This window comes from Gammaproteobacteria bacterium (assembly GCA_013817245.1).
GTDB lineage: Bacteria > Pseudomonadota > Gammaproteobacteria > HTCC5015 > HTCC5015 > JACDDA01.
In genome coordinates, this window is sequence record JACDDA010000001.1 from 142354 (window position 1) to 168929 (window position 26576).

27 protein-coding genes and 4 tRNA genes are annotated in these 26576 nt (G+C 45.0%); 7 read left to right on the forward strand and 24 right to left on the reverse strand.

Annotated features, from left to right (window positions below):
• Positions 1–19: 19 nt before the first annotated feature.
• The 12 genes from rpsC to H0W44_00830 form a co-directional block, all read right to left on the reverse strand.
• Entirely contained in the window at positions 20–697 is a 678-nt protein-coding gene (gene rpsC / locus H0W44_00775) for a 30S ribosomal protein S3 (protein ID MBA3580966.1), read from the reverse strand.
• 23 nt (positions 698–720) lie between these two features.
• Positions 721–1050 (reverse strand): 50S ribosomal protein L22, encoded by a 330-nt coding sequence (gene rplV / locus H0W44_00780; GenBank protein MBA3580967.1) that lies wholly within the window; start codon positions 1048–1050, stop codon positions 721–723.
• 18 nt (positions 1051–1068) lie between these two features.
• Entirely contained in the window at positions 1069–1341 is a 273-nt protein-coding gene (rpsS, locus tag H0W44_00785) for a 30S ribosomal protein S19 (GenBank protein ID MBA3580968.1), read from the reverse strand.
• 21 nt (positions 1342–1362) lie between these two features.
• Entirely contained in the window at positions 1363–2190 is an 828-nt protein-coding gene (rplB, locus tag H0W44_00790; GenBank protein MBA3580969.1) for a 50S ribosomal protein L2, read from the reverse strand.
• 18 nt (positions 2191–2208) lie between these two features.
• On the reverse strand, positions 2209–2505 hold the full coding sequence (gene rplW / locus H0W44_00795) for a 50S ribosomal protein L23 (GenBank protein ID MBA3580970.1): 297 nt from the start codon (positions 2503–2505) through the stop codon (positions 2209–2211).
• On the reverse strand, positions 2502–3107 hold the full coding sequence (gene rplD / locus H0W44_00800) for a 50S ribosomal protein L4 (protein MBA3580971.1): 606 nt from the start codon (positions 3105–3107) through the stop codon (positions 2502–2504). Before rplD ends, rplW begins: the two co-directional genes overlap by 4 nt.
• Before the next feature lie 14 nt (positions 3108–3121).
• A complete protein-coding gene (gene rplC, locus H0W44_00805; protein MBA3580972.1) occupies positions 3122–3769 on the reverse strand; it encodes a 50S ribosomal protein L3 in 648 nt (215 codons plus the stop codon).
• A gap of 321 nt (positions 3770–4090) precedes the next feature.
• Positions 4091–4408, reverse strand: a complete 318-nt coding sequence (gene rpsJ / locus H0W44_00810) for a 30S ribosomal protein S10 (GenBank protein MBA3580973.1) — start codon at positions 4406–4408, stop codon at positions 4091–4093.
• 20 nt (positions 4409–4428) lie between these two features.
• Complete coding sequence (gene tuf / locus H0W44_00815; protein ID MBA3580974.1) at positions 4429–5619, reverse strand: elongation factor Tu; 1191 nt, start codon at positions 5617–5619, stop codon at positions 4429–4431.
• A 154-nt stretch (positions 5620–5773) separates the two neighbouring features.
• A tRNA-Thr gene (locus tag H0W44_00820) sits at positions 5774–5849 on the reverse strand.
• 171 nt (positions 5850–6020) lie between these two features.
• A tRNA-Gly gene (locus tag H0W44_00825) sits at positions 6021–6094 on the reverse strand.
• A 149-nt stretch (positions 6095–6243) separates the two neighbouring features.
• Positions 6244–6329, reverse strand: a tRNA-Tyr gene (locus H0W44_00830).
• Between the two features lie 281 nt (positions 6330–6610).
• Between H0W44_00830 and H0W44_00835 the strand changes: the two genes are divergently transcribed.
• On the forward strand, positions 6611–6847 hold the full coding sequence (locus H0W44_00835) for a hypothetical protein (GenBank protein MBA3580975.1): 237 nt from the start codon (positions 6611–6613) through the stop codon (positions 6845–6847).
• A 17-nt stretch (positions 6848–6864) separates the two neighbouring features.
• Here H0W44_00835 and H0W44_00840 read toward each other — a convergent pair whose 3' ends face one another.
• From H0W44_00840 to H0W44_00895, 12 genes are all read right to left on the reverse strand, one after another.
• Positions 6865–7287, reverse strand: a complete 423-nt coding sequence (locus tag H0W44_00840; GenBank protein MBA3580976.1) for a BLUF domain-containing protein — start codon at positions 7285–7287, stop codon at positions 6865–6867.
• Between the two features lie 469 nt (positions 7288–7756).
• Complete coding sequence (locus tag H0W44_00845; protein MBA3580977.1) at positions 7757–9091, reverse strand: diguanylate cyclase; 1335 nt, start codon at positions 9089–9091, stop codon at positions 7757–7759.
• A gap of 424 nt (positions 9092–9515) precedes the next feature.
• Positions 9516–9983 carry a DUF1456 family protein gene (locus H0W44_00850; protein ID MBA3580978.1) on the reverse strand — a complete coding sequence of 156 codons (468 nt, stop codon included), beginning with the start codon at positions 9981–9983 and terminating at the stop codon, positions 9516–9518.
• Between the two features lie 114 nt (positions 9984–10097).
• On the reverse strand, positions 10098–10589 hold the full coding sequence (locus H0W44_00855; GenBank protein ID MBA3580979.1) for a hypothetical protein: 492 nt from the start codon (positions 10587–10589) through the stop codon (positions 10098–10100).
• Between the two features lie 61 nt (positions 10590–10650).
• On the reverse strand, positions 10651–11043 hold the full coding sequence (locus H0W44_00860; GenBank protein ID MBA3580980.1) for a hypothetical protein: 393 nt from the start codon (positions 11041–11043) through the stop codon (positions 10651–10653).
• A gap of 67 nt (positions 11044–11110) precedes the next feature.
• Entirely contained in the window at positions 11111–11743 is a 633-nt protein-coding gene (locus H0W44_00865; protein MBA3580981.1) for a DUF4136 domain-containing protein, read from the reverse strand.
• A 72-nt stretch (positions 11744–11815) separates the two neighbouring features.
• A tRNA-Thr gene (locus H0W44_00870) sits at positions 11816–11891 on the reverse strand.
• A gap of 436 nt (positions 11892–12327) precedes the next feature.
• On the reverse strand, positions 12328–13203 hold the full coding sequence (locus H0W44_00875) for an SPOR domain-containing protein (GenBank protein MBA3580982.1): 876 nt from the start codon (positions 13201–13203) through the stop codon (positions 12328–12330).
• Positions 13185–13961, reverse strand: a complete 777-nt coding sequence (locus H0W44_00880; GenBank protein ID MBA3580983.1) for a type III pantothenate kinase — start codon at positions 13959–13961, stop codon at positions 13185–13187. The genes H0W44_00875 and H0W44_00880 overlap by 19 nt, the downstream gene beginning before the upstream one ends.
• Complete coding sequence (gene birA / locus H0W44_00885) at positions 13958–14947, reverse strand: bifunctional biotin--[acetyl-CoA-carboxylase] ligase/biotin operon repressor BirA (GenBank protein ID MBA3580984.1); 990 nt, start codon at positions 14945–14947, stop codon at positions 13958–13960. The genes H0W44_00880 and birA overlap by 4 nt, the downstream gene beginning before the upstream one ends.
• A 3-nt stretch (positions 14948–14950) precedes the next feature.
• The gene (locus H0W44_00890) at positions 14951–16768 is read right to left on the reverse strand and encodes a M61 family metallopeptidase (GenBank protein MBA3580985.1); all 1818 of its coding nucleotides are present in this window, start codon (positions 16766–16768) and stop codon (positions 14951–14953) included.
• Between the two features lie 47 nt (positions 16769–16815).
• Positions 16816–17982, reverse strand: coding sequence for a sensor domain-containing diguanylate cyclase (locus H0W44_00895; protein MBA3580986.1), 1167 nt, complete (start codon positions 17980–17982; stop codon positions 16816–16818).
• A 111-nt stretch (positions 17983–18093) separates the two neighbouring features.
• On the opposite strand from H0W44_00895, the gene H0W44_00900 reads away from it, so the two are divergent.
• The 6 genes from H0W44_00900 to H0W44_00925 all read left to right on the forward strand — a co-directional run bounded on the left by H0W44_00900 (position 18094) and on the right by H0W44_00925 (position 26551).
• Positions 18094–18672: a nitroreductase gene (locus H0W44_00900; GenBank protein MBA3580987.1), complete on the forward strand. Its 579-nt coding sequence runs from the start codon at positions 18094–18096 to the stop codon at positions 18670–18672.
• 9 nt (positions 18673–18681) lie between these two features.
• Positions 18682–19329, forward strand: coding sequence for a lytic transglycosylase domain-containing protein (locus H0W44_00905; GenBank protein ID MBA3580988.1), 648 nt, complete (start codon positions 18682–18684; stop codon positions 19327–19329).
• Positions 19330–19450: 121 nt separating this feature from the next.
• Positions 19451–21550, forward strand: coding sequence for a carboxy terminal-processing peptidase (locus H0W44_00910; GenBank protein MBA3580989.1), 2100 nt, complete (start codon positions 19451–19453; stop codon positions 21548–21550).
• 84 nt (positions 21551–21634) lie between these two features.
• Positions 21635–22660, forward strand: coding sequence for an NADP-dependent oxidoreductase (locus tag H0W44_00915; GenBank protein MBA3580990.1), 1026 nt, complete (start codon positions 21635–21637; stop codon positions 22658–22660).
• Between the two features lie 309 nt (positions 22661–22969).
• Entirely contained in the window at positions 22970–25306 is a 2337-nt protein-coding gene (locus H0W44_00920) for a TonB-dependent receptor (protein MBA3580991.1), read from the forward strand.
• 270 nt (positions 25307–25576) lie between these two features.
• Positions 25577–26551 (forward strand): alpha-ketoacid dehydrogenase subunit beta, encoded by a 975-nt coding sequence (locus tag H0W44_00925; protein MBA3580992.1) that lies wholly within the window; start codon positions 25577–25579, stop codon positions 26549–26551.
• Positions 26552–26576: the final 25 nt, after the last annotated feature.

Sequence of the window (26576 nt, forward strand, 5' to 3'; positions counted from 1 at the left end):
ATGACCCTAAAATTTCGTCTTAAGCAGTCGTAGTATCGGAAGGGGCGTTCTTGCTTGCCAAATCAAATACTTCGCCTTTGAAAATCCATACTTTAATACCGATGATGCCGTAAGTTGTTTTCGCTTCAGCAAAACCGTAATCAATATCAGCACGTAAGGTATGCAACGGTACGCGACCTTCGCGATACCATTCAGTACGCGCGATTTCAGCACCATTTAAACGACCCGCTAGATTTACTTTGATACCCAAAGCACCCATACGCATCGTATTAGTAACTGCACGACGCATCGCACGACGGAACATGATGCGACGCTCTAATTGTTGCGCAATACTTTCTGCAACTAAGTACGCATCCATTTCTGGTTTGCGAATTTCTTGAATGTTGATTTTGACGGAAGCCATTGGCAACTTCATCATGCGGGCAACTTCACCGCGCAATTTTTCAACATCTTCACCTTTGCGACCAATCACGACGGCAGGACGCGCAGAATGCACGGTAATCACTGCTTGTTTCGCGGGCCGTTCGATCTGAATACGGCTTACTGACGCTTGCGCTAATTTGGCGCGAACAAAATCACGGATTTTTAGATCTTCCAGTAAGCAACGCGCAAATTCGCCGCGTTCTGCAAACCACTTGGATTGCCAATCTGTAGCAATGCCGAGTCGAAATCCAGTTGGATGTACCTTATGTCCCATAACGATGCTCTTTAAACTCTCGATTAGTTACCAACGGATACCGTGATATGGCTGGTACGTTTCAAAATTTGTGCACCACGGCCTTTTGCACGTGCATGCCAACGCTTTAAGGTCGGACCTTCATCAATCATGACACGCGATACTTTTAATTCATCAATATCTGCGCCGTCATTGTGTTCAGCATTTGCAATCGCTGACTCCAAAACTTTTTTCACTAACTCAGCAGCTTTCTTATCGCTAAACGTTAAAAGCTCTAACGCACGAGCAATTGATAAGCCACGCACTTGGTCAGCTACCAAGCGGCATTTTTGCGGTGAAATCCGCGCATAACGATGTACAGCAGTTGCATTCATCTCAAATACCCAAGTTTTTTACTTGGCCTTTTTGTCTGCGACATGGCCTTTGAAAGTGCGGGTTACCGCAAATTCGCCGAGCTTATGGCCAACCATATTTTCTGAAACCAATACTGGTATGTGTTGACGGCCGTTATGCACTGCAATGGTGTAACCCACCATGTCAGGAATAATGATCGAACGACGTGACCAAGTTTTGATCGGCTTTCTATCATTTACAGCCGCTGCTTTCGCAACCTTGGCTTGCAAATGATGATCAATAAACGGACCTTTCTTTAGTGAACGCGGCACAAATTACCTCTTCACACCTAGTTATTTCTGTTTACGGCGGCGAACGATCATGCCAGCCGTACGTTTGTTTGAACGAGTCTTATAACCCTTCGTTGAGACGCCCCACGGTGTTACCGGATGACGACCACCAGAAGTACGACCCTCACCACCACCATGCGGATGGTCAACCGGATTCATCACCACACCACGAACCGTAGGACGAATACCGCGCCAGCGTTTTGCGCCAGCCTTACCATAAGACCGCAGATTGTGTTCGCCGTTACCGACTTCGCCAATCGTTGCGCGACAATCCACGTGAATTTTGCGGACTTCACCAGAACGCAAACGCACTGTTGCATAAGCACCTTCGCGAGCAATTAATTGCACTGCGGCGCCAGCACTGCGCGCAATTTGCGCACCTTTACCAGGACGCATTTCAACACAATGCATGCTGCTACCAATTGGTAGATTACGCAGCGGTAACGTGTTACCGACTTTAATGGGCGCATCAGGACCGGAAATAACTTGCGCACCCACTTCTAAACCTTTTGCAGCAATGATGTAACGGCGTTCGCCATCAACATACAACAACAATGCAATATGCGCGCTACGATTAGGATCATATTCAAGACGCTCTACTACCGCCGGAATACCATCTTTATTACGCTTAAAATCAATCAAACGATACAAGCGCTTATGTCCGCCACCTTGATGACGTACTGAAATGCGACCGCTATTATTACGGCCACCATTTTTAGCTTGACGCTCAACCAACGGCCAATGTGGGTCGCCTTTATGCAGACCAGGCGTTACCACCTTTTCTACAAAGCGACGGCCTGGTGACGTGGGTTTACATTTTACGATTGCCATTGTTCCCGCACCTTAACCTTATTCGCCGCCGTTAAAACGGATGTCTTGGCCTTTAGCCAACGTTACATAAGCTTTTTTCCAATCTTGACGACGGCCTAAAGCTTGTTGAAAACGTTTACTTTTGCCTTTCATATTCAGAACGCGGACCTGCTCAACTTGTACAGAGAACAATGTTTCGACCGCTTTCTTAATTTCTAATTTGCTTGCGTCACGTAATACTTTAAACACGTGTTGGTTCGCAGTATCTGCAGCTCGCGTGCCCTTTTCAGAGATATGCGGCGCCACTAAAACTCGTAATAAACGCTCATGATTCATGACAACAGCTCCTCGATACGCTTAGCTGAATCAACTGTCATTAAGACTTTTTCAAAACGCAATAAGTCGACAGGATTTACACCGCTCGCATCAACCACATCAACATCGCGCAGATTGCGCGCAGCGAGATACAAATTAATATCTTCGCTCTCAGTCACAATTAAAGCGCTTTGCAATTCCAGCGAACCTAATTTTTCAATCAGTTGCTTGGTTTTAGGTGCGTCAATTCTAATGTCAGAAACAATCAACAAACGACCTTGACGTAGTAACTCGGACAAAATTGCCTGCATCGCACCGCGATACATTTTACGATTTACTTTTTGCGAATGGTCTTGAGGACGCGCAGCGAAAGTAGTACCACCACTACGCCATAAAGGGCTACGAATAGAACCCGCACGTGCACGACCACTACCTTTTTGCTTCCAAGGTTTGGCGCCACCACCACTCACGTCAGAGCGATTTTTTTGTGCACGGGTACCAGCGCGTGCGCCAGCCATATATGCCACAACTACCTGATGCACCAACGCTTCGTTATATTCACGACCGAAAGCAACTTCAGAAAGTTGAATTTTTTTACTATCTTTATGCAGGGTTAATTCCATGAATGCCTACCCGATTATCGCACTACAGCTTTAACAGCTGGATGAACAATCACATGACCACCAGGCGCGCCTGGAACCGAACCTTTAATTAACAACAAGCCGCGCTCAAGATCTACGCGCACAACTTCAAGATTTTGCGTTGTGACCTGCTCATTACCCATTTGACCAGCCATTTTCTTACCCTTAAATACACGACCCGGGCTTTGATTTTGGCCAGTAGAACCTGCTGCACGATGAGAACGTGAGTTACCATGTGTCGCATCTTGCATACTGAAGTTGTAACGTTTAATTACACCTTGGAAACCTTTACCTTTTGAGATGCCAGTGACATCTACTACTTGACCCGCTTGGAACAGGTCAACTTTGATCTCTGAGCCTGCTTGCAAGTCAGCACCTTCGTCGCCATTCAAACGAAATTCCCACATGCCCAAACCAGCTTCTACACCTGCTTTAGCATAATGACCCGCTAAAGCTTTAGTTACACGACTAGCACGACGTGATCCGCGCGTTACTTGCACAGCGCGATAACCATCAACATCCGGCGTTTTAACTTGCGTTACGTGATTGCTACCAACCTCAATCACTGTCACAGGTAACGAGGCACCGTCTTCAATGAAGACGCGCGTCATACCTGCTTTACGACCTACTAAACCAATTGCCATAACCTGTTACCCGGTATTCAATCCAAGCACAAAAAGCGGGCTGACTCATAAGATATCAGCGACTATCAAACAGGGTCATCATTTAAAGCGTAAAAACCAGCCGGAGCATCCTATAGGAGCACCTGACCGGGAAGCCGGAAAATGATGTCGCAATATCTGCGACCTGTAGCCAATCGCGTAACCGCTGATTGGGAGGCATTTCAACCCCTGGAACGGCGCGAATCTTAGCCAGTTCCGATCTTATTTGCAAAGGAAAATTACAACTTTTTGCAAAAAACTTAAACATTCACAAGGGCAGCGGTGAACGCTGCCCGCGTAAACTTAATTCAACTTAATTTGTACGTCTACACCAGCTGCTAAATCCAACTTCATCAAAGCATCAACCGTTTTATCAGTAGGCTCAATGATGTCCATCAAACGCTTGTGTGTACGTATTTCGTACTGATCACGCGCATCTTTATCAGCATGAGGTGACACCAAAATAGTGAAACGCTCTTTCTTAGTCGGCAATGGAATTGGACCATGCACTCGAGCGCCAGTACGTTTTGCGGTTTCCACGATTTCTTGAGCCGAACGATCAATTAAACGATGATCGAACGCTTTCAAGCGAATCCGGATAGTTTGAGCTTTCTTTGCCATTAATTAAGACTCCGGTTCCCTTACAAAATAATTTTCGCAACGACACCCGCGCCGACGGTACGACCGCCTTCACGAATAGCAAAGCGCAGACCGTCTTCCATTGCAATTGGGTTGATCAAGGTAATGGTCAATCCAATGTTGTCGCCGGGCATAACCATTTCAGTGCCAGAAGGCAGGTCAACAGCGCCGGTAACGTCGGTGGTACGGAAGTAGAACTGCGGACGATAGCCGTTAAAGAACGGGGTATGACGACCGCCTTCTTCTTTCGATAATACGTACACTTCGGCTTCAAACTTGGTGTGCGGTTTGATGGTGCCGGGTTTGCATAATACTTGACCACGTTCAACGTCATCGCGCTTGGTGCCGCGCAATAACACGCCAACGTTGTCACCTGCGCGACCTTCGTCGAGCAGTTTGCGGAACATTTCTACGCCGGTCACGATGGTTTTTTGGACGTCGCGGATACCGACGATTTCAATTTCTTCGCCGACTTTAACAATACCGCGATCAATACGACCGGTCACAACGGTGCCACGACCCGAGATAGAGAAAACGTCTTCGATAGGCATTAAGAACGGTAAATCAACAGCGCGTTCTGGGATCGGGATGTACGAATCCATGGCCGCAACTAAACGTTCAATCGCAGGAACACCAATTTCAGAGGTGTCGCCTTCGAGGGCTTTTAACGCAGAGCCGGTCACAATCGGGGTATCGTCGCCAGGGAAGTTGTAGCTGGTGAGCAGGTCACGCACTTCCATTTCAACGAGTTCGAGTAGTTCGGCGTCATCGACCATGTCGGCTTTGTTTAAGAACACGACAATATAAGGTACGCCGACTTGGCGAGATAACAGGATGTGTTCACGGGTTTGCGGCATAGGGCCGTCAGCCGCAGAACACACTAAAATAGCGCCGTCCATTTGCGCAGCACCGGTGATCATGTTTTTAACATAGTCAGCATGGCCGGGGCAGTCTACGTGGGCGTAGTGGCGGTTTTCAGATTCGTATTCAACGTGCGCGGTAGCAATGGTGATACCACGGGCGCGTTCTTCAGGGGCAGCGTCAATTTGGTCGTAGGCTTTGAATTCACCACCGTATTTCTGCGCCATGACTTTCGTCAATGCGGCAGTTAAGGTGGTTTTGCCATGATCCACGTGACCAATGGTGCCCACATTGATATGCGGCTTTTTTCTTTCAAATTTACTTTTAGACATGACGGCTACCTGCTGCTCTCATTATTTAAAATTAACTCAAAAAACAAATTTCAAGTTGCTTGCTCTCCGAAGCTTATCTTCAGAGAATTTTTCACAAAGCCACGCGCACTTTTCACAACACTTTCATAACGCGAGCACTGCACTAACATCTAAATGGAGCCCATAACCGGATTTGAACCGGTGACCTCTTCCTTACCAAGGAAGTGCTCTACCGACTGAGCTATATGGGCCCTGACGGCTTGAGCCGACACGTCAGCTCACCCTCGCTCAGCGGAACTCAGCGTAGGCTGGCTCAGCTTGCTTCGAGCCATTTGCCTTGCTAATCAAAAACTTACCTCACAACACCCCAGCTCATCGAATCCCTAATAACACGCGGCTATCAGAGAAAAAACGCAGCACATTGGAGCGGGTGATGGGGATCGAACCCACACCATCAGCTTGGAAGGCTGAGGTTCTACCATTGAACTACACCCGCTTGGGGCAAAACTCAGGACAACCTACAGCAACAAACAAACTCTGCAACTCGTCTCTGGCAATACACGTACTTCACCAGATATGTACAACACATTTACAACTTTGCTCTCGGTTCTCCACCGCAACCCTCAAAACTAAGGCTGATCAGACTGGTGGAGGGGGTAGGATTCGAACCTACGAAGGCATAAGCCGACAAATTTACAGTCTGTTCCCGTTGGCCGCTTGGGTACCCCTCCGAAAAGCAAGGCGCGGATTTTGCCCTAGCTAGCACCACACGTCAACAGACAAAATAAAGCAGTCGCTAGACAAAACCTAATGTTTTCAAGCGTTTGTTTAATTTTCTGTATTTAAAAATCTATTTGCGATCAAGGCCTGCCGAATCGCGTAGTCGCATCGACCCGTTCACATAGCGACGCGCAGTTTACTCAACATCCGCTAAAAATCCACCGAATGATGAGCTAAACGAAGCGCATGATCGGCCGCTAGCCTGACAACACTAATGTTTTGAGGTCATGGCATGTCAGCAATCAATAAAACACCACAAGAAGGCGCGCAACATTCCATTAACGCCTTACATACTGCACTCATGGGACTTGCAAGTGATTTAGATGCACTCGAAAAAATGGCACTAGCCACACTCGACGGACATCCGCACGCCGCCAGCAATTTACTTGAACAATGTTATGACATGAAAGCGCGCGTGCATGATGCGCTGATGGTGATTCAACAATTGAGCGATCAATTTAAAACGTAGCAATGCACCACGCTAAACTACGATTTAATTTGCACCGAACGCTGCAATAATTCCAACAACAAATCTAACGCAGAATCTGGCGACATACTGTAGGGATCAAATTTTCCATCCGTCGTATATTTAAACAACACTTCTTTATTAAAAATACCTTCACCAATATAACCCATGCGCCACTGACCAAACTGCCGTGACACAATCGGCTCGTAACGAATCATACAAGCATCTTCATGACGCTTATCCACCAAAATACGCGCATAAGCACGATTCACCGCACGACGCGGCCCTTCCAACAATTGCAAAAAATACGAACTGCTGAATAACAACACACCCGAAACATTATCGATCATGTTGTTTTGCTCAGATACTCGCAAAATATCCTTGATCACCGTGGCTTCAATATTATTAGTCACACGCGAGGTATAAATCAGTCTTACCAACATAGCGATCTCCGAAAAGATAAACGACACAGCCAATCTAATCGGGTTTAGTGAAGAGCACAACGTGAACAAAAGCTATACAGCAACACAACTCTCTTGTTTGATGCAGGGCATCAATAAGCGCAGCGCATTGCGGACGTATAATTTTTTCAGATTAGATGAAACAAAATGATATCCAACATGCTTTTTTTAATAACAGAACAAAAGCGTTTCGCTCGTCGCTACGCAACTACAGCGATTAATTTATTACAACAATCTTACGACATGAAAGCGCAAATCAATGATGCGCTGAGGGTGATTCAAAAATTGAACAAAAATTTGCGGGAGTAATTTTAAATCGCAAAAAAAGATATTAGTTAATACAAGTTCTTTTCGAAGTGATCGTTAAAGCCGGCCAAGCCACTATCGATCACTGTTGGAATTTGAGAAACAAGCCCCTAACTAGGTGCTCGTTTTATCGGGGTAAGATCAACTATTTTTCTGTTTTCTCGGATGTATCGTAAAAATACATCCGATTAGAACCGGATTTTTTAGCTTTATACATCGCCTGATCCGCGGCTTGCAGCAAAGCGACAGGAGAGGATGCGTCCTGAGGGTAAAGCGCGATCCCAATGCTGACGGAAATCTGGACCCGCTGTTGCGCGAGATGAAAGGGCACCGCAAGTGCATCAATAATAGTCTTGGCTACCAGCTCAACATCCGCGCGCAGCGTAGCGCCGGTGAGAATCACGGTAAATTCATCGCCGCCCAAGCGAGCAACCGTATCATTCTCCCGAACACAATCAGTGAGGCGCTTTGCCATCTCAGACAATAATGAGTCCCCCACTTCATGGCCCAGCGAATCATTAACTTCTTTGAAACCATCAAGATCCATGAAAAGTACGGAAACAGGTAGGCTACTGCGCTTTGCCTGTTTGACCTCCTGCTCCAGACGATCCAGAAAAAGACGTCTATTCGGCAACCCGGTTAAAAAGTCATGGTAGGCGTTGTACCAAATTTTTTCTTCGGCAAGCGCCTGCTCGGTAATATCCCGGGAAATGCAGACGGTCGCTTCGGTGTTTTGATGCTCATCCAGCACGGGCGCAAGCAGATACTCGAATCTTTCACCCTTTCCAGAAGCAAAAGTGTGAACGAACTTGCCTCGGTAAGTGGACTGATCAGCAATCACCTTTTCAAGATTGCGTTGAAAGTCTGAGGCGAACGAAAACCCGAGGTCAAAGGTGGATTTTCCGATTATCGCTCCGGGCTCCAGAGCGAAAAGATCGGCAGTGGCCTTGTTGGCATAGATAAATCGGCCTTTGAGATCCAGCACATAAATCGGATCAGGCGATGCGACCAGAATCGCTCCGAACAACCGGGTTTCCATCTCCTTTACGATCGCATACTGCTCCAGCGATTCGGCAACGGCCTGGTCTATCGCTTCATGAAACCGAGTGAGATCTTCAAGCTGTTGGCCGGCAATCGTTGGATAAGCTTTCGTCCAGTGGGAAACCACGCTCGCGCGCAAAGCGCGAAACTCGGAAACGGTCTCAACAACGCTGAAGCCACTCGTTTGACGATCGCCACCGTGCACTTCTGCCCAAGATTCCTCCCCTTCTTTATGCTGACGGCCTTTCGATTTGGCGGCCTGTTGTGATTCACTCTGACGTGAATCGAGATCGTCAGCAATTTCTAGCAGCATATCTCTGGCGTGGTCGCGCAGCCCGCTCTTACTCATATACTTGGCAGAATGGATGGTTTTAGCAAAGGCTTCCCAATCCTGAAGAATCGGCTCTATCTCTGCTCGAATAAAATCAGCTAACCGCATATTCATCTGCATTCCTTTGTCCCTCAATGAGAATAGCCTTAAAAGGGTCAGCTTAAAAGCAATGCTTCCCATCCCTTTATTCAGACTAACAAACTCTTTACTTTTTTTTAAATTAAATCGGGGCAAAACAGCTGCTATTTTTTGGCATCTACCAAATGATCGGTTAGCGACAATACATGAAAGTAAACTTCCTATACATCATCTATAACTAGGTTTGCTTATCTAAATTCACTTCGAGCGTGCTTAAAAACTCACCCACCTGAAAATTAGTTTTACTCACCATTTGAAATGGTCGCTTTAATAACACGACCATTTAAATCAAACGCTGCTCGACTTTTAATTGATTCAAGATTTTAAATTAAAATATTAATTCTCAAATTTGTTAAAGGGATCAGCGCTCATAAATACCCGCATACTGAAAAGCCTACGTGTTATTTTTTCTATAATGCTTTTCCATTCCATCAAGAACATTACGTAGCAATTGATCCAAACATTCTCGATAGTGTTTATGGTCAGGGCGTCGAAATAAGGAGCTCAACTCATGCTTACTTAAAGTGAACTCACTCAGCTTAAGTATCTCAAGCAAATCATCTGCCTGTAGGTTTAGAGCGATTTTCAACTTCCGCAACACTATGTTGTTGGTCAAAATACGTTCAGGCTCTGGTGTGTCGTCACCTAAAGCACCTCTATTCTTTATGATCAGTCCATTTAAAAAGCGAGCAAGTTTTTCGTCTTCACACAAAACAAACCCAGCCTCATCTTCGCGCGCCAACCAAGTAGCCAGCTCTGCCTTATTTCCTTCATGCCCACCCAGTTTAAATAGTGAAAGCATAAGCTGATCGCTAAAATCAAAAATATAGCGCACTCGGCGCAAGATATCGTTATTGTTAATAATTAGTTCTCCTGTGTGATAGGGTTCAATGATAGAAATTTCAATTTGATGCCGCTGGGGCATGACACTTGAATTCAGCCCGCCTCGATTTTTACGGTCAGGCGCAATGATTGGTTATACAGCTTTTAAACATAATAAATCTTTCTCGTGTTTTTCAGCTTCACTAGTAATCTCATTTAAAGTTTCTTCCTTGATTTTTATTAAATCTACCAATGAAAGTATATCTACTTTACTATTGCCAATATACGAAATATTGGATTCATTTTTCATGGATTTATAATCTTGATTATTCTTAGGAGTTAAAATATCCACGTTACAAAAATTACATTTTATAGGTATTTGTTTTGCTGGTTTTTCAAGTTCAGAGGATTGCCATTTCACACTTATATGCATATTCGATAATGTGCGTATGACTTTTTCTCCATTTTCCTTTGTTGGATTAATAAGTAAATCTAGATCATTAATTTCATCTAACTCTCGACACTTATAATATGCTGCTGCGACACTGCCAATTACTATAAAATCAACACCATTCCTAATCGCCGTTTCAAGGAATTGTTGGTTATCACCGCGAATTACCAATCCACCCGTATCGTCGATGTTCATTATTCAAACCGTATAACATGTGAATCCAGCCGGCCGTGCTTTTTACGGTCAGTTGGAATGATTAGTTTTTGTTCCACAAGCTAAAAACACCCCGACGAATATAATTTATAGATATGGGAATAACTAAAAGCAATAGAATACTGATAGTATAAATTGCAATATCTACTAGCTCTGAAGTGTTAACTCTAACCGATACATTACCCGAAGGTTTATATACACTTTTTAATATCTCTTCTATTCTATATGCATCCGAGTATTCGTTTTTTGATTGGGCATTTTTTATAGCGGTTAGGAGCTGTTCAGAGGTATATTCTTTTTCCGCATCTTCAATTACAACCCACGACTGTTCCCACGACTCAACTTTAAGCCATGCAATATATGTATTTGACATCAACACAATTAGCGCCAACAGCAAAAAGAGTAACGTAATTAGATTTATTGCTCGGTCGATCATATTGATTACCTAACGTTTTGATAAACGAAAAAAGTTAAAGGGGTCACAAACCGTAAAAGCGAGAACATCACCACCACTCATTCCCACCTTTAAATTTCTCAATCCTCTGCGATTTTCTGCTGGGCGGATAATGATTCAATATTCCTGTTACTGATTTATTAATTAGTTTGACACGCTGCTGCTCATTCAACTGCTTCAATGTGTCACCTGAAAATTTTGCGTCGGCTCGGCCACGCCAAATTAATACTCTTGTTTGAGCATCAACGATATAAACCACTAAATTTGACCCAGCATAATCAACCAAACGGAAATCTTTTTGCTGGGCATTGGAGCGGGTGGGTGCAGGTACAGATGCGCAATAAGAACAATTTTCATTATTATAAGAAACGTTAGGTGCTTGAAAAACTTCTACGCTCTGAGCTTGCTTGTCCGCTATGAAATAACTTACCAAAATATCAGCATCTTCGAACGACGCACTAACAAAGCTCTTGGCCTCAAGCTGGCTTATTATTTCCTTTTCAAGCTCAACACTGACAGGCGTTTTTTTAACGGGGTGTGGATTAGCGGCTAGCGCTATTGCAAATTTTTTCTTATGAAGAAAATCAAAACCACTGACATATTCACTTTCCACATTGTAAGTAGTTGCACAACCACTTAATAAGAACAGCCACAACCAAAAGATTGGTTTTTTATTATTCATTTTTGGTCTCTTTTCTAAAACAAAAAATGCTAATTGATAAAAAATAGCGCCCTTACTTTAATATTATGAATATGGAGCTGGTGATAGGATTCGAACCTACGACCTGCTGATTACAAATCAGCTGCTCTACCAACTGAGCTACACCAGCTTAACGACACTTCTTTCTTCTTTTAAATGTGAGAGCCTTTAAAAGCACTTTCCCGTTTCACTTACACTTTCAAAACGCCTTGTGTAGATATGCTACACAAATCAGCTGCTCTACCAACTGAGCTACACCAGCTTAACAACACTTACACTTTCAGAACGCCTGCTGTAGATATGCTACACAAATCAGCTGCTCTACCCACTAAGCTACACCAGCCTAACAAACTTACACTTTCAAAAATCCTGTGTAGATATGCTACACAAATCAGCTGCTCTACCAAAGAACTACACCAGCCTAACAACAACTTACACTTTCAAAACGCCTTGTGTAGACATGCTACACAAATCAGCTGTTTTACCGAAGCCCCAGCCCACTACGGCGCGAATTGTAATGGATGCTTTAATTGGCCGCCAGCGCGTAACGATGAATTAATGGTTTTTTAATTGATCGGGCAATCACGTGAGAGGCGTTGCAAATCGGGAATGCCTTCGGCGATTTCGCGCCAGCCATTTTCACTCAAGGGCGCGGTGGTTTCGCTGTAGTCCAGCCAATGAATTTCTTGTTCGCGATAACGCGTTTCCATAATCGGTTTAAAGCCATAACGTCGTACTGATGCCATGCGTTTAATAGCGCCGTCTTTTTGTCTGAATAAACCGAGGGAAATTCCGTTTTCTTTATCGGCTTCGTCGGTAATCACAAAATAGTCACGAATGTCATGCGTGGCTAATTGGGCAGCGGCTTCGGTGGCTTTATCACGTGAACCAAATGAGGGTAAATACACACGATAACCCGATTGTTCGCGTTCGACTTTCACGCGCTCATCCACTTTTAAACCTTTTTCACGTAGTTGACGGATGGCGTCTTTCGCAAATTGCGCATCACGAAATGGACCAATGGTGTAACACGCGCGTGCTACTGTGGTTTTGGTTGTTGGTTTTTCGCTGGGTTTTTCAATAGGTTTTGCATTGAGTTTGTCGGCAACAGAATTAACGGAATTTTCCGCCAGTTTCTCGCCTGGCTTCAGCGCTGCTTTATCCGTTGCTGTTTCTGCTGCGTTAATCGCTGCATCATTATTCATGCTGCTCATGGGTGCTTCTAATAAATCAGCGCCCTGCGTTACTTCGGTAATCGGCGCGATCTCAGGCGTTGGTGTGACTGTTGCAGTATCGTTAATACGTTCGGATAACAACTGCAATTCTCGCTCGGGTGCAACGCTAGGCAATATTGTTTCCGCCGAATGCGGTTCTGGTTTTTGTACCCACCACAACAGCACTACTAAATTCGCTAATAATAAAACTAAGAATAAGCTTCGCATAAATTCGCTTCTGTAAGTTGCGCAGCGCCCAACAAGGTTAATGCCGGCATTATGACACAGTCTCGCGTTAAACCTGTGCGCAACAATTGTGCGTCACCGCCGGTTAATACACAGCTTAAGGTACTTGCTAACTGTTGTTCGGTTTGTTGCCACGTCCGTTCAATCAAGGCAATGGCGCTATTGAGAGTGCCATGTGCAATCGCAGCGTTCGTATTTTTCCCTAATGTTAAACCCGTTCCTTGCGCATCGGGTAATGCAGCAGTGCCTTGCGCTAACGCAGCGCGCATCATGTGAATACCCGGCACGATATAACCGCCGAGATGTTCGCCATCATTGCGCAACACGTCTAAGGTCAAAGCAGTACCGGCATCCACAATCAAAACATGTGATTTAATAATGTGATGCGCGGCAATTAATGCTGCCCATCGATCCACGCCTAAGCGCGTGGGTTCTGCGTAAGCATTACGCACACCGCAAGCCTGCGCGCTACTTTTAACACAACAAACGCTAACGCCGCGTTGCTGCCACCATTGCGCAAGTTGTTGTACTAAGGAAATATTCGCAACGCTGACAATCGTTACGCTTTGTGGGTTTAATGTATTCCACCAATGCGAAAATAAAGTGGTATTTAATTCCGCGTGCATGGCCGTAATCATCGGCGTGTTTAATGCGTCACCTGCTTGCCAACATGCCCACTTCAAGCGGCTGTTACCAATATCAATAATCAAACGTGCTGTGTTAGTTATATTTTTGCTCATGAATTAACTCGCACGCTGACTTCACCGGCCGTGACTTTTTTTATGCCATCAAACGTAGCAACACATAAAGCGCCTTGTTCATCCACGCCTTGCGCAAGACCACTGAAGCTACGTTCGCCTTGTGAAATCTGAATCGTTTTATGTTGCAACACATCATAGTCAGGCCACGCCGATATAAAATCGACAAAACCATATTGCTCAAAGCGATGTAAGTTTTGCGCAAAACTATCCAGCAATGCAGCGCTTAATTGATTTCGCGAGTAGTTTTTTTGCGTGATGCTATATAAATCTGTCCACGCTTGTTCAATATTTTGCATTTCAGCATTCGCGCTAGCGGTAATATTTAAACCCACACCAATAACCACATCACTAGGACCATTTGCTTCCGCACTAAGATCAATCAAAATGCCGCCCAATTTAGCGCCATCGACCAATATATCATTTGGCCATTTTAGTCCTGCGCCAGACACGCCTTGCACACGCAATACATCAACCACCGCCATGCCGATAACTAAACTTAAACCCGCTAAATTCATCGGCGCTAATGCTAAGCGTGCCATATACGATAAAGCTAAACTTGCGCCCCACGATGTGTGCCACACACGCCCGCGCCGACCACGACCTGCGCTTTGTTGTTCTGCTAAACAGACGTAATGTTTTTGCCAATCACTGATCTGCAACAGGCTACGACGACGCAACAACTCGGCATTGGTTGAATCAACTTTATCTAAAATAATTAATTCTAATGGAACATTAAATTGTCGCGCCGCATGAATTTGTTCGGCATCTAACGCTTCATAACGTTGCGCTAATTGATAACCGCGTCCGACGATCGCTTGAATCGGCACACCCTCGGCTTGCAAATGTTGAATATGTTTCCACACCGCCGCACGACTCATACCCAATTGCTCGCCTAACCAAGAACCAGAATAACAAGCACCATCCGCAAGGTGTTGCAATAACTGTTGGCGTAGCGCGGACTGCATCTATTATTGACCGTGCAACCAAACATGTCGGTGTTGCGCTAAAGACGTATCAGCAACATCGGCGATAAATAAATTACACGTATCCAATATCGGCGCCGCAATCGTTAACTGGGTTTGACGCAGTTCATCGCGCCGAAAATAATGTACGTCTACTATTTTACCCGGCGCACTACGTTGCAAAATAGGCTCAACGCCGCGCGCATCTACGCGCCACGCATCCCAAGCAATGATCACATCACCGGCCGACAAACCTGCGACATGTGCGGCACGACCATTAAACACGTGCGTAATTTTCCAAGCACCTTCACTCGCCTGAATACGCATGCCGACATCCGGCAACATGTTCATACTGGCATTTGCTTCACCATACGCGCCTTGGTCTTGCAAAGTTTGTGCTGCGCGACGTTGCATGGCGATGCCCACGCTGGATAACAAAGTAGAAAAATCTATTTCATCGGTGCTGTACAACCATGCATTTAACGCATTACTCAAGGCAGCGCCGCCTATTTCTAAAATAATTTCATCTATGCCGTTTTCTGGCACGCCTATCATTTGCGTACCATAACGCTGCCACAAACACCGCATTACTTCATCGAGGGATTTTTTATTTTGTTGACGCAAGCTTAAATCTATCGCCAACGCGACTAAGGCGCCTTTGTTGTAATAACTAACAATGGCGTTCGGCGAATTTTCATCTTGTTTATAAAATTTTGTCCATGCATCAAAACTCGAATCAGTAACGCTTTGCACTTGTCGACCGGGCGCACGCCACAAGCGTGTAATATTGCGCGCCAATAATTCTAAATAACTTTCGTCGTTAATTAAGCCTGCGCGCAATAGCATCAAATCATCGTAGTAAGACGTAAAACCTTCGAACGCCCACAATAAGCGCGTGTAGTTTTCTTGTTGGAAATCATACGGCATGAACGCGGCAGGTTTGAGGCGCTTAACATTCCAGGTATGAAAATATTCATGACTACACAAACCCAAGAATTCGCGATAGTTTTCCGAAACCGCGAGCTCGCCTACTAAGGGCAAATGTTTACGGCCGCATAACAAAGCGCATGACGCACGATGTTCTAAACCACCATAACCCTCTGTTAACACGGTCACTAAAAATAAATAACGCGATAAATCTGCGGGCGCAGCGCCCCAAAATTGTATTTGTTGTTCGCAGATGCGCTGCAAATCATCGCAGACGCGTTGCGCATCAAATTCAATGCGGCCATTAATGACCAATTCATGCGGGATGCCGGCCACTGTAAATGACCAACGTCGTAATAAACCCATTTCAACAGGATGATCAACTAATTCATCGTAATTAACTGCGTCGTATAAACCAAACCCAGCATCGGCAACGTTTAAGGATTTGCGCGACAAACTCGTTGCTACTTGCCACTGCGCATAGTGCAAACCAATAGGCGGCAATATTTCCAAGCTACAACTTTGCTGTTCTTTGCCATGCACACGTAAAAACACGCTGGTGCCATTAAAAAAACCATGCGTGTCATCTAAGTGCGCGGCGCGCACGGACAAATCCCACGCATATACTTGATAAATAATCGTCAACGTTGCGCCAGCAATATTATCAATGCGCCATGTATTTTTATCTTGCTTCTGTACAGACAGCGCATGACCATCGCTATGCACTTGCAGCGTCACAATATGTTTAGCAAATTCTCGCAGCATGTAACTACCGGGTATCCACGCGGGCAACGATACAACTTGTTGCAATTGCGCTTGCACAATCGTTAACCGAATTTCAAATAAATGCGCTGCCGGATCAATCGGCTGAATAACGTAATGCACAGGATGCGTCATAAGTAGCTGCTTAGTTTTTTTCAATCAAAATCGAAGTAACAATAATGTTATGCGGATGGTAGTTCAATGTAGTCGGTAACACGGTTACGGCCATTTTCTTTAGATGCGTATAACGCTGCGTCGGCGCAATTAACTAATTTGTCACCTAACTCTTGCGGCTCGCCGACAATTTGCGCCAACGCTAAATGCGCCATACCAATTGAAACGGTGATAGGCACTTTGCTGTCGATAGTTAATTCGCAGGGATTTTTTTGCACTAAACTGCGCACTCGCTCTGCAATATCGCGCATACCTTCAGGCGTTATTTCCGGCAAAATCACCGCAAATTCTTCACCGCCTAAACGCGCAAAAATATCGCAACTGCGCACCGCGCTCTGCACTACTTTCGTTAAATGCACTAACACCCTATCACCGGCCGCGTGGCCATAGTGATCGTTAATGCTCTTGAAAAAATCGATATCAATATATAAACACGCAACGCCATGACCTTGACGCTGGCCACGATTTAATTCTTCTTCCATACGTTTGAAAAAATAACGCCGATTATTTGCTGAAGTCAGTGGATCTCGTAACGTTAGTTGCTGCAAGTATTCCGTGTTGGCAACATTTTCAATCGCAATGCCCACTACTTCTGCGGCGCGACACAAAAAATCAGTGCTGATATCGGGCGTAAAACGTTGTTCGTCTTGACTACCAAAACTTAAAAATCCTGACAATAAACCATGCGCTTGTAACGGCAAAATTGCCACGCTACCTAATGCCAATTCTTTACGTGCGACTGCTTTAGAAAAAAAGCGACCATGATCGGCTACATCAAATTTCGCTAAGCGCGGAATTTTGGCGTACGTCTCTAATGATTGAATCAACGCATAATCATTAATAATACGAAAATTCTGGCGCACTAAACGCTCAAACTCACCGCGTCCATTAATTAAGCTTTCGAGAGTGTCACGAAAAATTTGCGCGGTGGAATCAGCGCCGTCAATTAACAACAACGACACTGTTTGTAATTCAAAGGTCTGTTTGTAGTCTTGCAATAACACACGGCATAGCTCCGCTATGCTAGGGGACTTTAATAATTTTAATTCTAGATCTTGAAACGAGCGCAGCTTAGTTTCATTGCTGCGCGCTTGATCCATATATGTTTCCAATCGGTACTTAAGCCGACTGACGGATAAATCATGTTCTGTCATGGGATCAACATCTCCACGCATAAAGTTAACCCCTTATTAACCTGACTGACAGCTACACAAGCGAGCAGGTTATACTAACGTTCATATTCTAAGGTAAGCCTTGCAAATTACCATCACTGACACGAGTTGCCCATGCTAGAACAATTATTGAATCGCGTCTCGGTACCCGCGAAATTACTCCATGAGCCCGCGCCCCGCGGCCATGAGTTACAACAGATTCTGCAAGCGGCTGTTTCGGTACCGGATCACGGCGAACTACGGCCTTGGCGATTTTTAATTATTGATGGTGATGCACGCGCACAACTAGGCGACATTTTCGTGAGTGCTGCGCAACAGCTAGAACCCGACATGGCGGCTCACAAGCTAGAAGACATTCGCAGCAAACCTATCCGCTCGCCGCTCATTATTGCGGTGATCGCACGGCTACGTGATGATCCAAAAATTCCCCAGCATGAACAATTATTATCAGCGGGTTTAAGCGCCTATAACATTTTGCTCGCCGCCAATGCGTTAAATTATCACGGCATTTGGGTAACCGGGCCACTGGCCACCCATGCTCATACTTTGCAGGCATTAGGTTTAACGCCCACCGAAACCGTGGTTGGTTTTATCTACTTAGGCACGCCTTCCGTCGAAGACTTGGCCAAAACCAAGGTCAAACTAAAGCATCGGCCTAATGCTGCCGACTATACTGAGCACTGGACAGGATGAATCGCTCATATGCATTTTTTAACTTCTTTATTTTTCGCGGCATCCCTTGTATGGGCATTGGCATTGGCATTCGCTATACCCGCCGCGCACGCGGGTGATACTTATATATACCAAGAAAAAGACGGTACTCGCTGGTTAACAGATCGACCCTTAAATCATGCTGACTATACCTATATAGATAGGTATGGCCGGGTTACCGCGCTTAGTTCCTGCAAAGGTGTCAATGCGGACATCATGGAACAACGAGCCAGCAAACACATGGCACTCGTAGAACAATTCGCGAGCGATCAGCAAGTCGACAGTTTAATGATTAAAGCCATTATCAGCGCGGAGTCCTGCTTTGATAGCCGCGCCATTTCACGCACCGACGCGCGTGGACTGATGCAACTCATGCCCGCCACCGCTAGACAATATCAAGTAATAGATCGCTTTGATCCCGAACAAAATATCCGTGCGGGCGTACAACACTTTAGTGAGTTATTAGTGCGCTTTAAACAAAACGCGCGTCTCGCGGTTGCCGCCTATAACGCAGGCGCAATGGCAGTTGATAAATACGGCGGCATTCCACCCTATCGCGAAACCCAGACCTACGTTACTCGGGTTTTTAATTACTATCAGCGTTATCAGCAACAAAACAATCAACAAGCGGCGCGCTAAAAACTTTCCTGCCTTTGGGTACAACCCCCTAGCGAATCCATGAGCGAATCCATTAGCGAATTGGGGAGCCGATCCGTTATGATGAGCGTCCTTATATAGACCTACTCGCATGAGCACAAAAATGGCTTTGGCATCGTTAACACGTACGCGCATTATTATTGCACTAACACTGCTTGTTTCTTTACTGGGTGGTTTAGCTTATACCGCCCCCAATGTCAGCCCCTTTACGCTGGTTGCCGAAGAGACTTATGCGCCTACCACCCGCCAAATTGCGCGTTATTTACAAGCCTTTCATTATCAAAAGCTCAGCATTGATGACGCTATGTCATCTAAGTTACTGGATCAATATTTAAAACAACTGGATCCGGGTCGCAGTTATTTTTTGCAAGCAGATATCGCTGAGTTTGAAAAATATCGAAACACGCTGGATGACGACTTAAAATCCGGGCAACTCACTTCTGCGTTTATCATGTTTAATCGTTTAAAAGAACGCCGTACGCAGCAACTCAATTTCTTTTTAGAAAGCTTGCCGCAACGCATTCAACAATTTGATTATAAAAAAGAGGAAGCGCTCGAATTAAAACGTGAAGATGCTCCTTGGCCAGCAAACACTGCAGACGCTTATGATTTATGGCGCCGCCAATTAAAAGCCGAGGTTTTAAATTTACGTCTCGCGAACAATGACTGGCCTAAAATCACAACTGATTTACAAAAACGTTATCGCAATCAACTTAATCGTTTAAATCAAATTAAGAACGATGATGTGTTTCAATCTTTTATTGGTGTCTACACCCATCTTTATGATCCACATACTGACTATATGTCGCCTAAAGATGTAGCAAATTTTGAAATTCATATGAGCAATAAACTCGAAGGCATAGGCGCGGAATTACAAGGTGAAGAAGACTACACAAAAATTGTGCGCGTCATTCCTGGCAGTCCGGCGGAAAAAACTAATCAACTTAATCCTGCTGATCGTGTCATTGGTGTAGGTCAAAATGACAAAGGCGAAATCATCGACGTGGTGGGTTGGCGTTTAGATGAAGTCGTCGAACTCATTCGCGGCAAAAAAGGCACGACGGTGCGTTTGCAAATTCAACCCGCTAATACGGTTGATACCAGCAAAGTGCGGATTGTTTCTATCGTGCGCGATGAAATTCGCTTGGAAGATCAATATGCTCAAAAGAAAATTATTGAAATTAAACGTGGCAACAAAAACTATCGCATTGGCGTTATTGAATTAAAAACATTTTATCTCGACTGGAACGCCTTGCGTGCTAACGACCCCAATTATGCTAGCTCGTTGCGCGATGTGTCGCGTATTTTAAGTGAATTACAAGATGAAAACGTAGATGGCATCGTGATGGATCTGCGCGATAACGGCGGCGGTTCTTTACCTGAAGTCAGTGCGATGATGGGTTTGTTTATTCCATCCGGCCCCGTGGTGCAAATTCGTTATCAAAATGAACGTGTCGAAGCCATGGGTGATGACGACAAACGCGTGTTATACGCAGGCCCTCTCGTTGTCGTTGTGAACCGCTTAAGCGCATCGGCTTCTGAAATTTTAGCCGGCGCTATTCAAGATTATCGCCGCGGTTTAGTAGTAGGCGGACAGACTTTTGGTAAAGGCACAGTACAATCATTAGAAGATTTAGCGCCGGGACAAATTAAACTCACTCAAGCCAAGTTTTATCGCATTTCCGGAGACAGCACTCAATCACGCGGTGTAGTGCCAGACATTAGCTTTCCCGACATGATGCATAACAGTGAAATCGGCGAAGCTGCTTTACCCAATGCGTTGCCGTGGGATCAAATTAAACCTGCGAACTATCAACCCATCAGTCGCTTACACACAGTAGTACCTGCTTTACAAAAGAAACATACGCAGCGTGTTCTGAATAATCCTGATTTCAAATTCTTGAATGACCGGATTGTTTTATTAGACGAAATTCAGAAAACCACGCAAATGTCACTGAGCGAAACCACTCGCCGTAAAGAACAGCAAAAATTAGAACAGCGTCAGTTAGATATGGAAAACAATCGGCGCATCGCGAAAAATTTAAAGCCGTTTAAAACATTTGCAGAATACGAAACTGATCAAACTGAAAATAAAAAAACCGATACACGCGCCGATGACGTTAGTAATAGCTTAATCACCGAAAGTGCGCATATTGTTGTCGACATGATTCAAACGCCTGCGCCTAAAAAATCCAAACGTTAGTAAACTTTTTTGATTCGCACGGTGATGGAAAATCCACCACTGTGCGAAATCTCTTTTCTATTTTGAAATATATCGAGGTTTATTGTGAATAAACTTAATCAGCAAATTCTAGTTCATCGTTATCCTGACGGTTTGCCGGCTAAAGAACATTTCGCTTTTGTGGAAACGCCGTTAAGCGAACCTAAAGAAGGTGAAATTAGCGTCGAAGTCATTTATTTATCAATGGATCCATTTCCCAGGCTGCGCCTTAATCCGAAGGGTGCAATGCCACCCTTGCCATTAAATAGCTTAATGATTTCTCGTGGCGTAGCGCGCGTAACCGCTAGCCGCGATGTTAATTTCCAAATCGGTGATTACGTCGCAGGCGAAGTGGGTTGGCAACAATACGCCACCGTCGCTGGCACCAGCATGCGCAAAGTTGATCCTACGCTAGCACCTATTTCAACGTGTTTGGGTGTCTTAGGTCCTTCTGGCATCGCTGCGTATTTCGCCTTATTAGACTTAGGTCAACCCAAAGCAGGCGAAACCGTTTTAATCGCCGCGGCCGCAGGTTCAGTGGGATCGGTGGCTTGTCAAATTGCCAAACTTAAAGGCTGTCGCGTAGTTGGTATCGCGGGCGGCGCCATTGAAACGGCTTATTTACGAGATGAGTTAAAAATAGATGCCGCAGTGGATTGGCAACAAGCCAATTTTGCTGAAGATTTAGCGCAAGCCCTCAACAGCGGCGTCGACGTATTTTTCGACAGCGTCGGCGGCAAAACTCATGACTTAGCGATGGCGCATTTAAATGTACACGCACGTATCGCGTTAGTCGGTTACATCTCCGCCTACAATCCAGAAGGCGGCGAACCGGTTAACTACGGCAAAATTTTACCCGTCATTCATAAACGCGCACGCATGCAAGGTTTTCTCGCCACTGACTATTTAGATCGCGGCGTTGAAGCGATGCAAGCCTTGGCGCAATGGGTAAAAAATGGACAAATTAGTTATGTTGAAGACATTGTTGTAGGAATCGACAAAGTACCTGATGCTTTTGCGAGTTTATTCAGCGGCTTCAAACCAGGCAAAAAACTCGTGCAACTTGCAAATGATCCCACGCTAAATAAATAGACCATCCGCTCATCCTGAAAACGCGACGGTAAGTCGCGTTTTTATACCTCATGTCTCAACCAAAAAACGAAACTGAACATTCGCACAGCCTATTACTCGTCTATTTTTACGTCTCATAATTCCCCGTAAGATTTTGCCTTTATTTATAGCGTTTACTGGTGTTGAATTTGTAACCACTTATAGAGTACCCTCCCTGAACGCTTGTTAAATGAGCGTGGCTCTAAGTAGCTTTATGGGACGTGCGCGATAATCGGCGACAACGGCAGATCATCAAACACAAGTTACAAACTAAGACGGGGGCTCTACCTAATGAAACATTTACCAAACTTAACAGCTCTGCGCAGCTCTGGCGTAGCAGCGGCTATAGCGACCATGCTGGTCGCAACGCCGTTTGCACAAGTCGCAGCACAAGAACAATCCAATAAATTGCTAGAAGAAGTTATTGTTACTGCCACTAAAAAAGAAACCAATTTACAAGCAACACCTATCGCAATATCTGCTTTAACGGCATCACAATTAGAAGCCCGCTCTATAACGGATATCAGCAGCTTGGGCGACGCATTACCCAACGTGAATTTTCAAACCAGCAACGGCAACACAGGTGATAGTCGCGCCAACATCTTTATTCGTGGCGTAGGTCAAGCTGAACCCTTTATCTATAATGATCCTGCTGTCGCAATTTATGTCGATGGTGTTTACATTGGCCGCTCGGTAGGTGCTGTATTCAACACTTTGTCATTAGAACGTGTAGAAGTACTACGCGGTCCACAAGGTACTTTATTCGGTCGCAATACAGTCGCTGGCGCAGTCAGCTTAATTACCAAAAAACCTAATAATGAATTCACAGGTTTTGCTTCTGCTGAAGTGGGTAATTACAACACTATGAACCTATCTGCTGGCGTCAATATTCCTTTCTCAGACACAGTCTTCAGTTCAGTATCGTTAACTCATCGCCAACATGATGGTTATATTGAATCAGACGCTGTGGTACCCGGCGCAAGTCTTGCTGCTGGCACAGATTACGTGGCAGGTTCTGAAACTGAACAATACGACGAAGGTGTCACCATCGGCCGAGTCGCATTACGTTGGGAAGCCAGTGATAACTTTGCCTTAGATACGGCTATTGATTTCACCAAACAACGTCAAGCACCGCATGGTCAAAAACTCGCGTGGACAGGTACCCCTACTGACGCGATGACAGGTCAGCTTGTAAAAGGCCAATATGCTGCGCTGGGCTATAACTATGATGATTATCTAAACGATGATTATCAAAAAAATTCATCTTCTTATGTAGGTCATGATGATCAAGATATTGCGGGCCTTAACATCACCGCAACGTGGGATCTAGATGCTTTCACCGTTAAATCTATTACGGGTTATCGTACACTGGAACAAAGTTACTCCGGTGACAACGATGGATTACCCATTACCTTCAACACTATTTTCGAACAAAAAGTTGAACAAGATCAAACCAGTCAAGAAGTACAGTTTTTAGGTAATGCTTTTGACGGCATATTTGATTGGTTAACTGGTGCATACTGGTATAAAGAAAATGCCACTGATAATATTGCGATCTCATCATTCGGCATGGATCTTCCACCACCATTACCTGGTGTTGTCGGTAATCACAGAGACTATTACGATATCGACATTGCTAGCACCGCTATCTTTGCGCAAGGCTCCGTGCATTTAGGTGACTGGACAGCTACTTTGGGTTTTCGTAGCAGTCAGGAAGAAAAAGAGATGAAAAAAACCATTGGTAATCTAGATGGAACTACACCTCACTTTATATATACAAGCCCAGCAGCTCCAGATTTTGTTAAAGCCGCTTATGCACCATCACAAAACTTTAGCGGTGATTGGTCATCTACCACACCTAAAGTGAGCGTTGACTGGCAAATGACAGAAGACAAATTACTTTACATATCTTATTCAGAAGGTTTCAAGAGCGGCACATTTAACGCCAATACTGGGGTAGCCGTTGCAGCTAGTGCCGCTATCGGTAACTCACCCACAGTAGAACCAGAAGAGGTTAACGCCATTGAGTTTGGTGGTAAATTCCAATTTAGCGATGTTATTCGCTGGAATTGGGCTTTATTTGATTACTCTTACGAGAATCAGCAGCTCTTCGCTTTTCCAGTACCCGCTTCTCCGCCCGTTCTTGATAACGTCGGTAAATCAAGCATTCAAGGCGTAGAATCTGAACTCTGGTGGGATATTGCTAGTGGCTGGGCTTTACAATGGTCGCTCGGTTATATCACCACTGAAATAGAAGAAGCTGATAGCTCCACCAATGCAAAAGTAGGCGGCGAACTGCCTTATGTTCCTGAACTTACTAGCAGCTTAGGTGGAAGTTACGAGTTCAATGTAGCGAGTAATCCAACCAGTGTGCGCGCCGATTACCTTTATCACGGCGAACAATACAATGACATCCAAAACTCCGAAGCGGGTAAAAGTGATGGTTATGGCGTTTGGAATTTACGTGGAACCGTAGATTTAGAAGCTTGGCAATTGTGGGTCTACGTCAATAACGTCGCTGATGAAAAATACTATGACGCACTGCAATTTAGTGGCGATATTGGTATTGCATTAGGTTCACCTGGTGCACCACGCACCTTCGGTACAGGTGTTCGCTATAACTTCTAAGCACTGAGTCATTCTATCGACGCTAAACCGCCGGGGTTACGCTTAACCCGGCGGTTTTTTTATACTGATTACGCTATGATTTTCCTTGAATTCGCGCCTAACGTTAGCATTGTGGTCTATGGCTTCGGCCTGCACCCATACAGAAAAATTATGCTAGACTCGCCCGCTTTCAGAAAATAGAAAATGGCGCTAGCGCGCGCTTTTAGACGTTTATTAAGGTGTTTTTAAACACTTTTATAGATTCGATAAAACAGCTTCGGACATTGCATTATGGCAACAATGACTTTAATTCAAGCACTCACTGATGGCATGCGCACGGCGCTGTTGCATGATGAATCAGTGCTGATTATGGGTGAAGACGTAGGTCGCAAAGGCGGCGTATTTCTCGCGACCCAAGGTTTACAAGAAGAGTTTGGTGAAGATCGAGTTATTGACACACCATTAACCGAAGACGGTTTAGTCGGCAGCGCCATTGGCATGGCCACGAATGGTTTAAAGCCGATTGTTGAAATTCAATTTCAAGATTTTATTTATCCCGCTTTCGATCAGATAGTCAGTGAAGCTGCGAAGTTACGTTATCGTTCCGGCAATCAATATTCCGCGCCTTTAGTCATTCGCACGCCTTACGGTGGCGGTATTCGCGGTGGCTTGTATCACAGCCAATCAGCAGAAGCTTATTTCTGTCATACACCCGGTTTAAAAGTAGTGATCCCTTCCACTCCGTATGACGCGAAAGGTTTATTACTCGCCGCCATCGCGGATCCAGATCCCGTTATTTTCCTCGAACCAAAAGCGTTATATCGCGCCGTTAAAGGCGAAGTACCTGAAGGTTATTACACGGTAGATTTATCCACTTTACGGACTGTGCGTGATGGCAAAGACGTCACTGTTTTTTGTTATGGTGCGATGGTGCCCATTGCGAGCAAAGCCGCTGAACTCGCCGCTGCGCAAGGTATTGATGTAGAAATAATTGATTTACGCACCTTGTTACCATTAGATGAAGAAGGTGTATTAGAAGCGGCGCGTAAAACCGGCCGTGTGGTGGTCTTACATGAAGCGCCACGTTTTTGTGGTTATGGCGGCGAAATCAGCGCCTTAATTGCTGAGCATGCAATTGAATATATGGAAGCGCCGGTCAAACGCGTAACAGGTTTTGATACACCGTTTCCAAATACCTTAGAACACCATTACATTCCGAATGAGCATCGCGTGTTAGATGCCATCGAATACGTTTACCACTATTGATCTCCTTCGCGATCAGGAGCAAAAC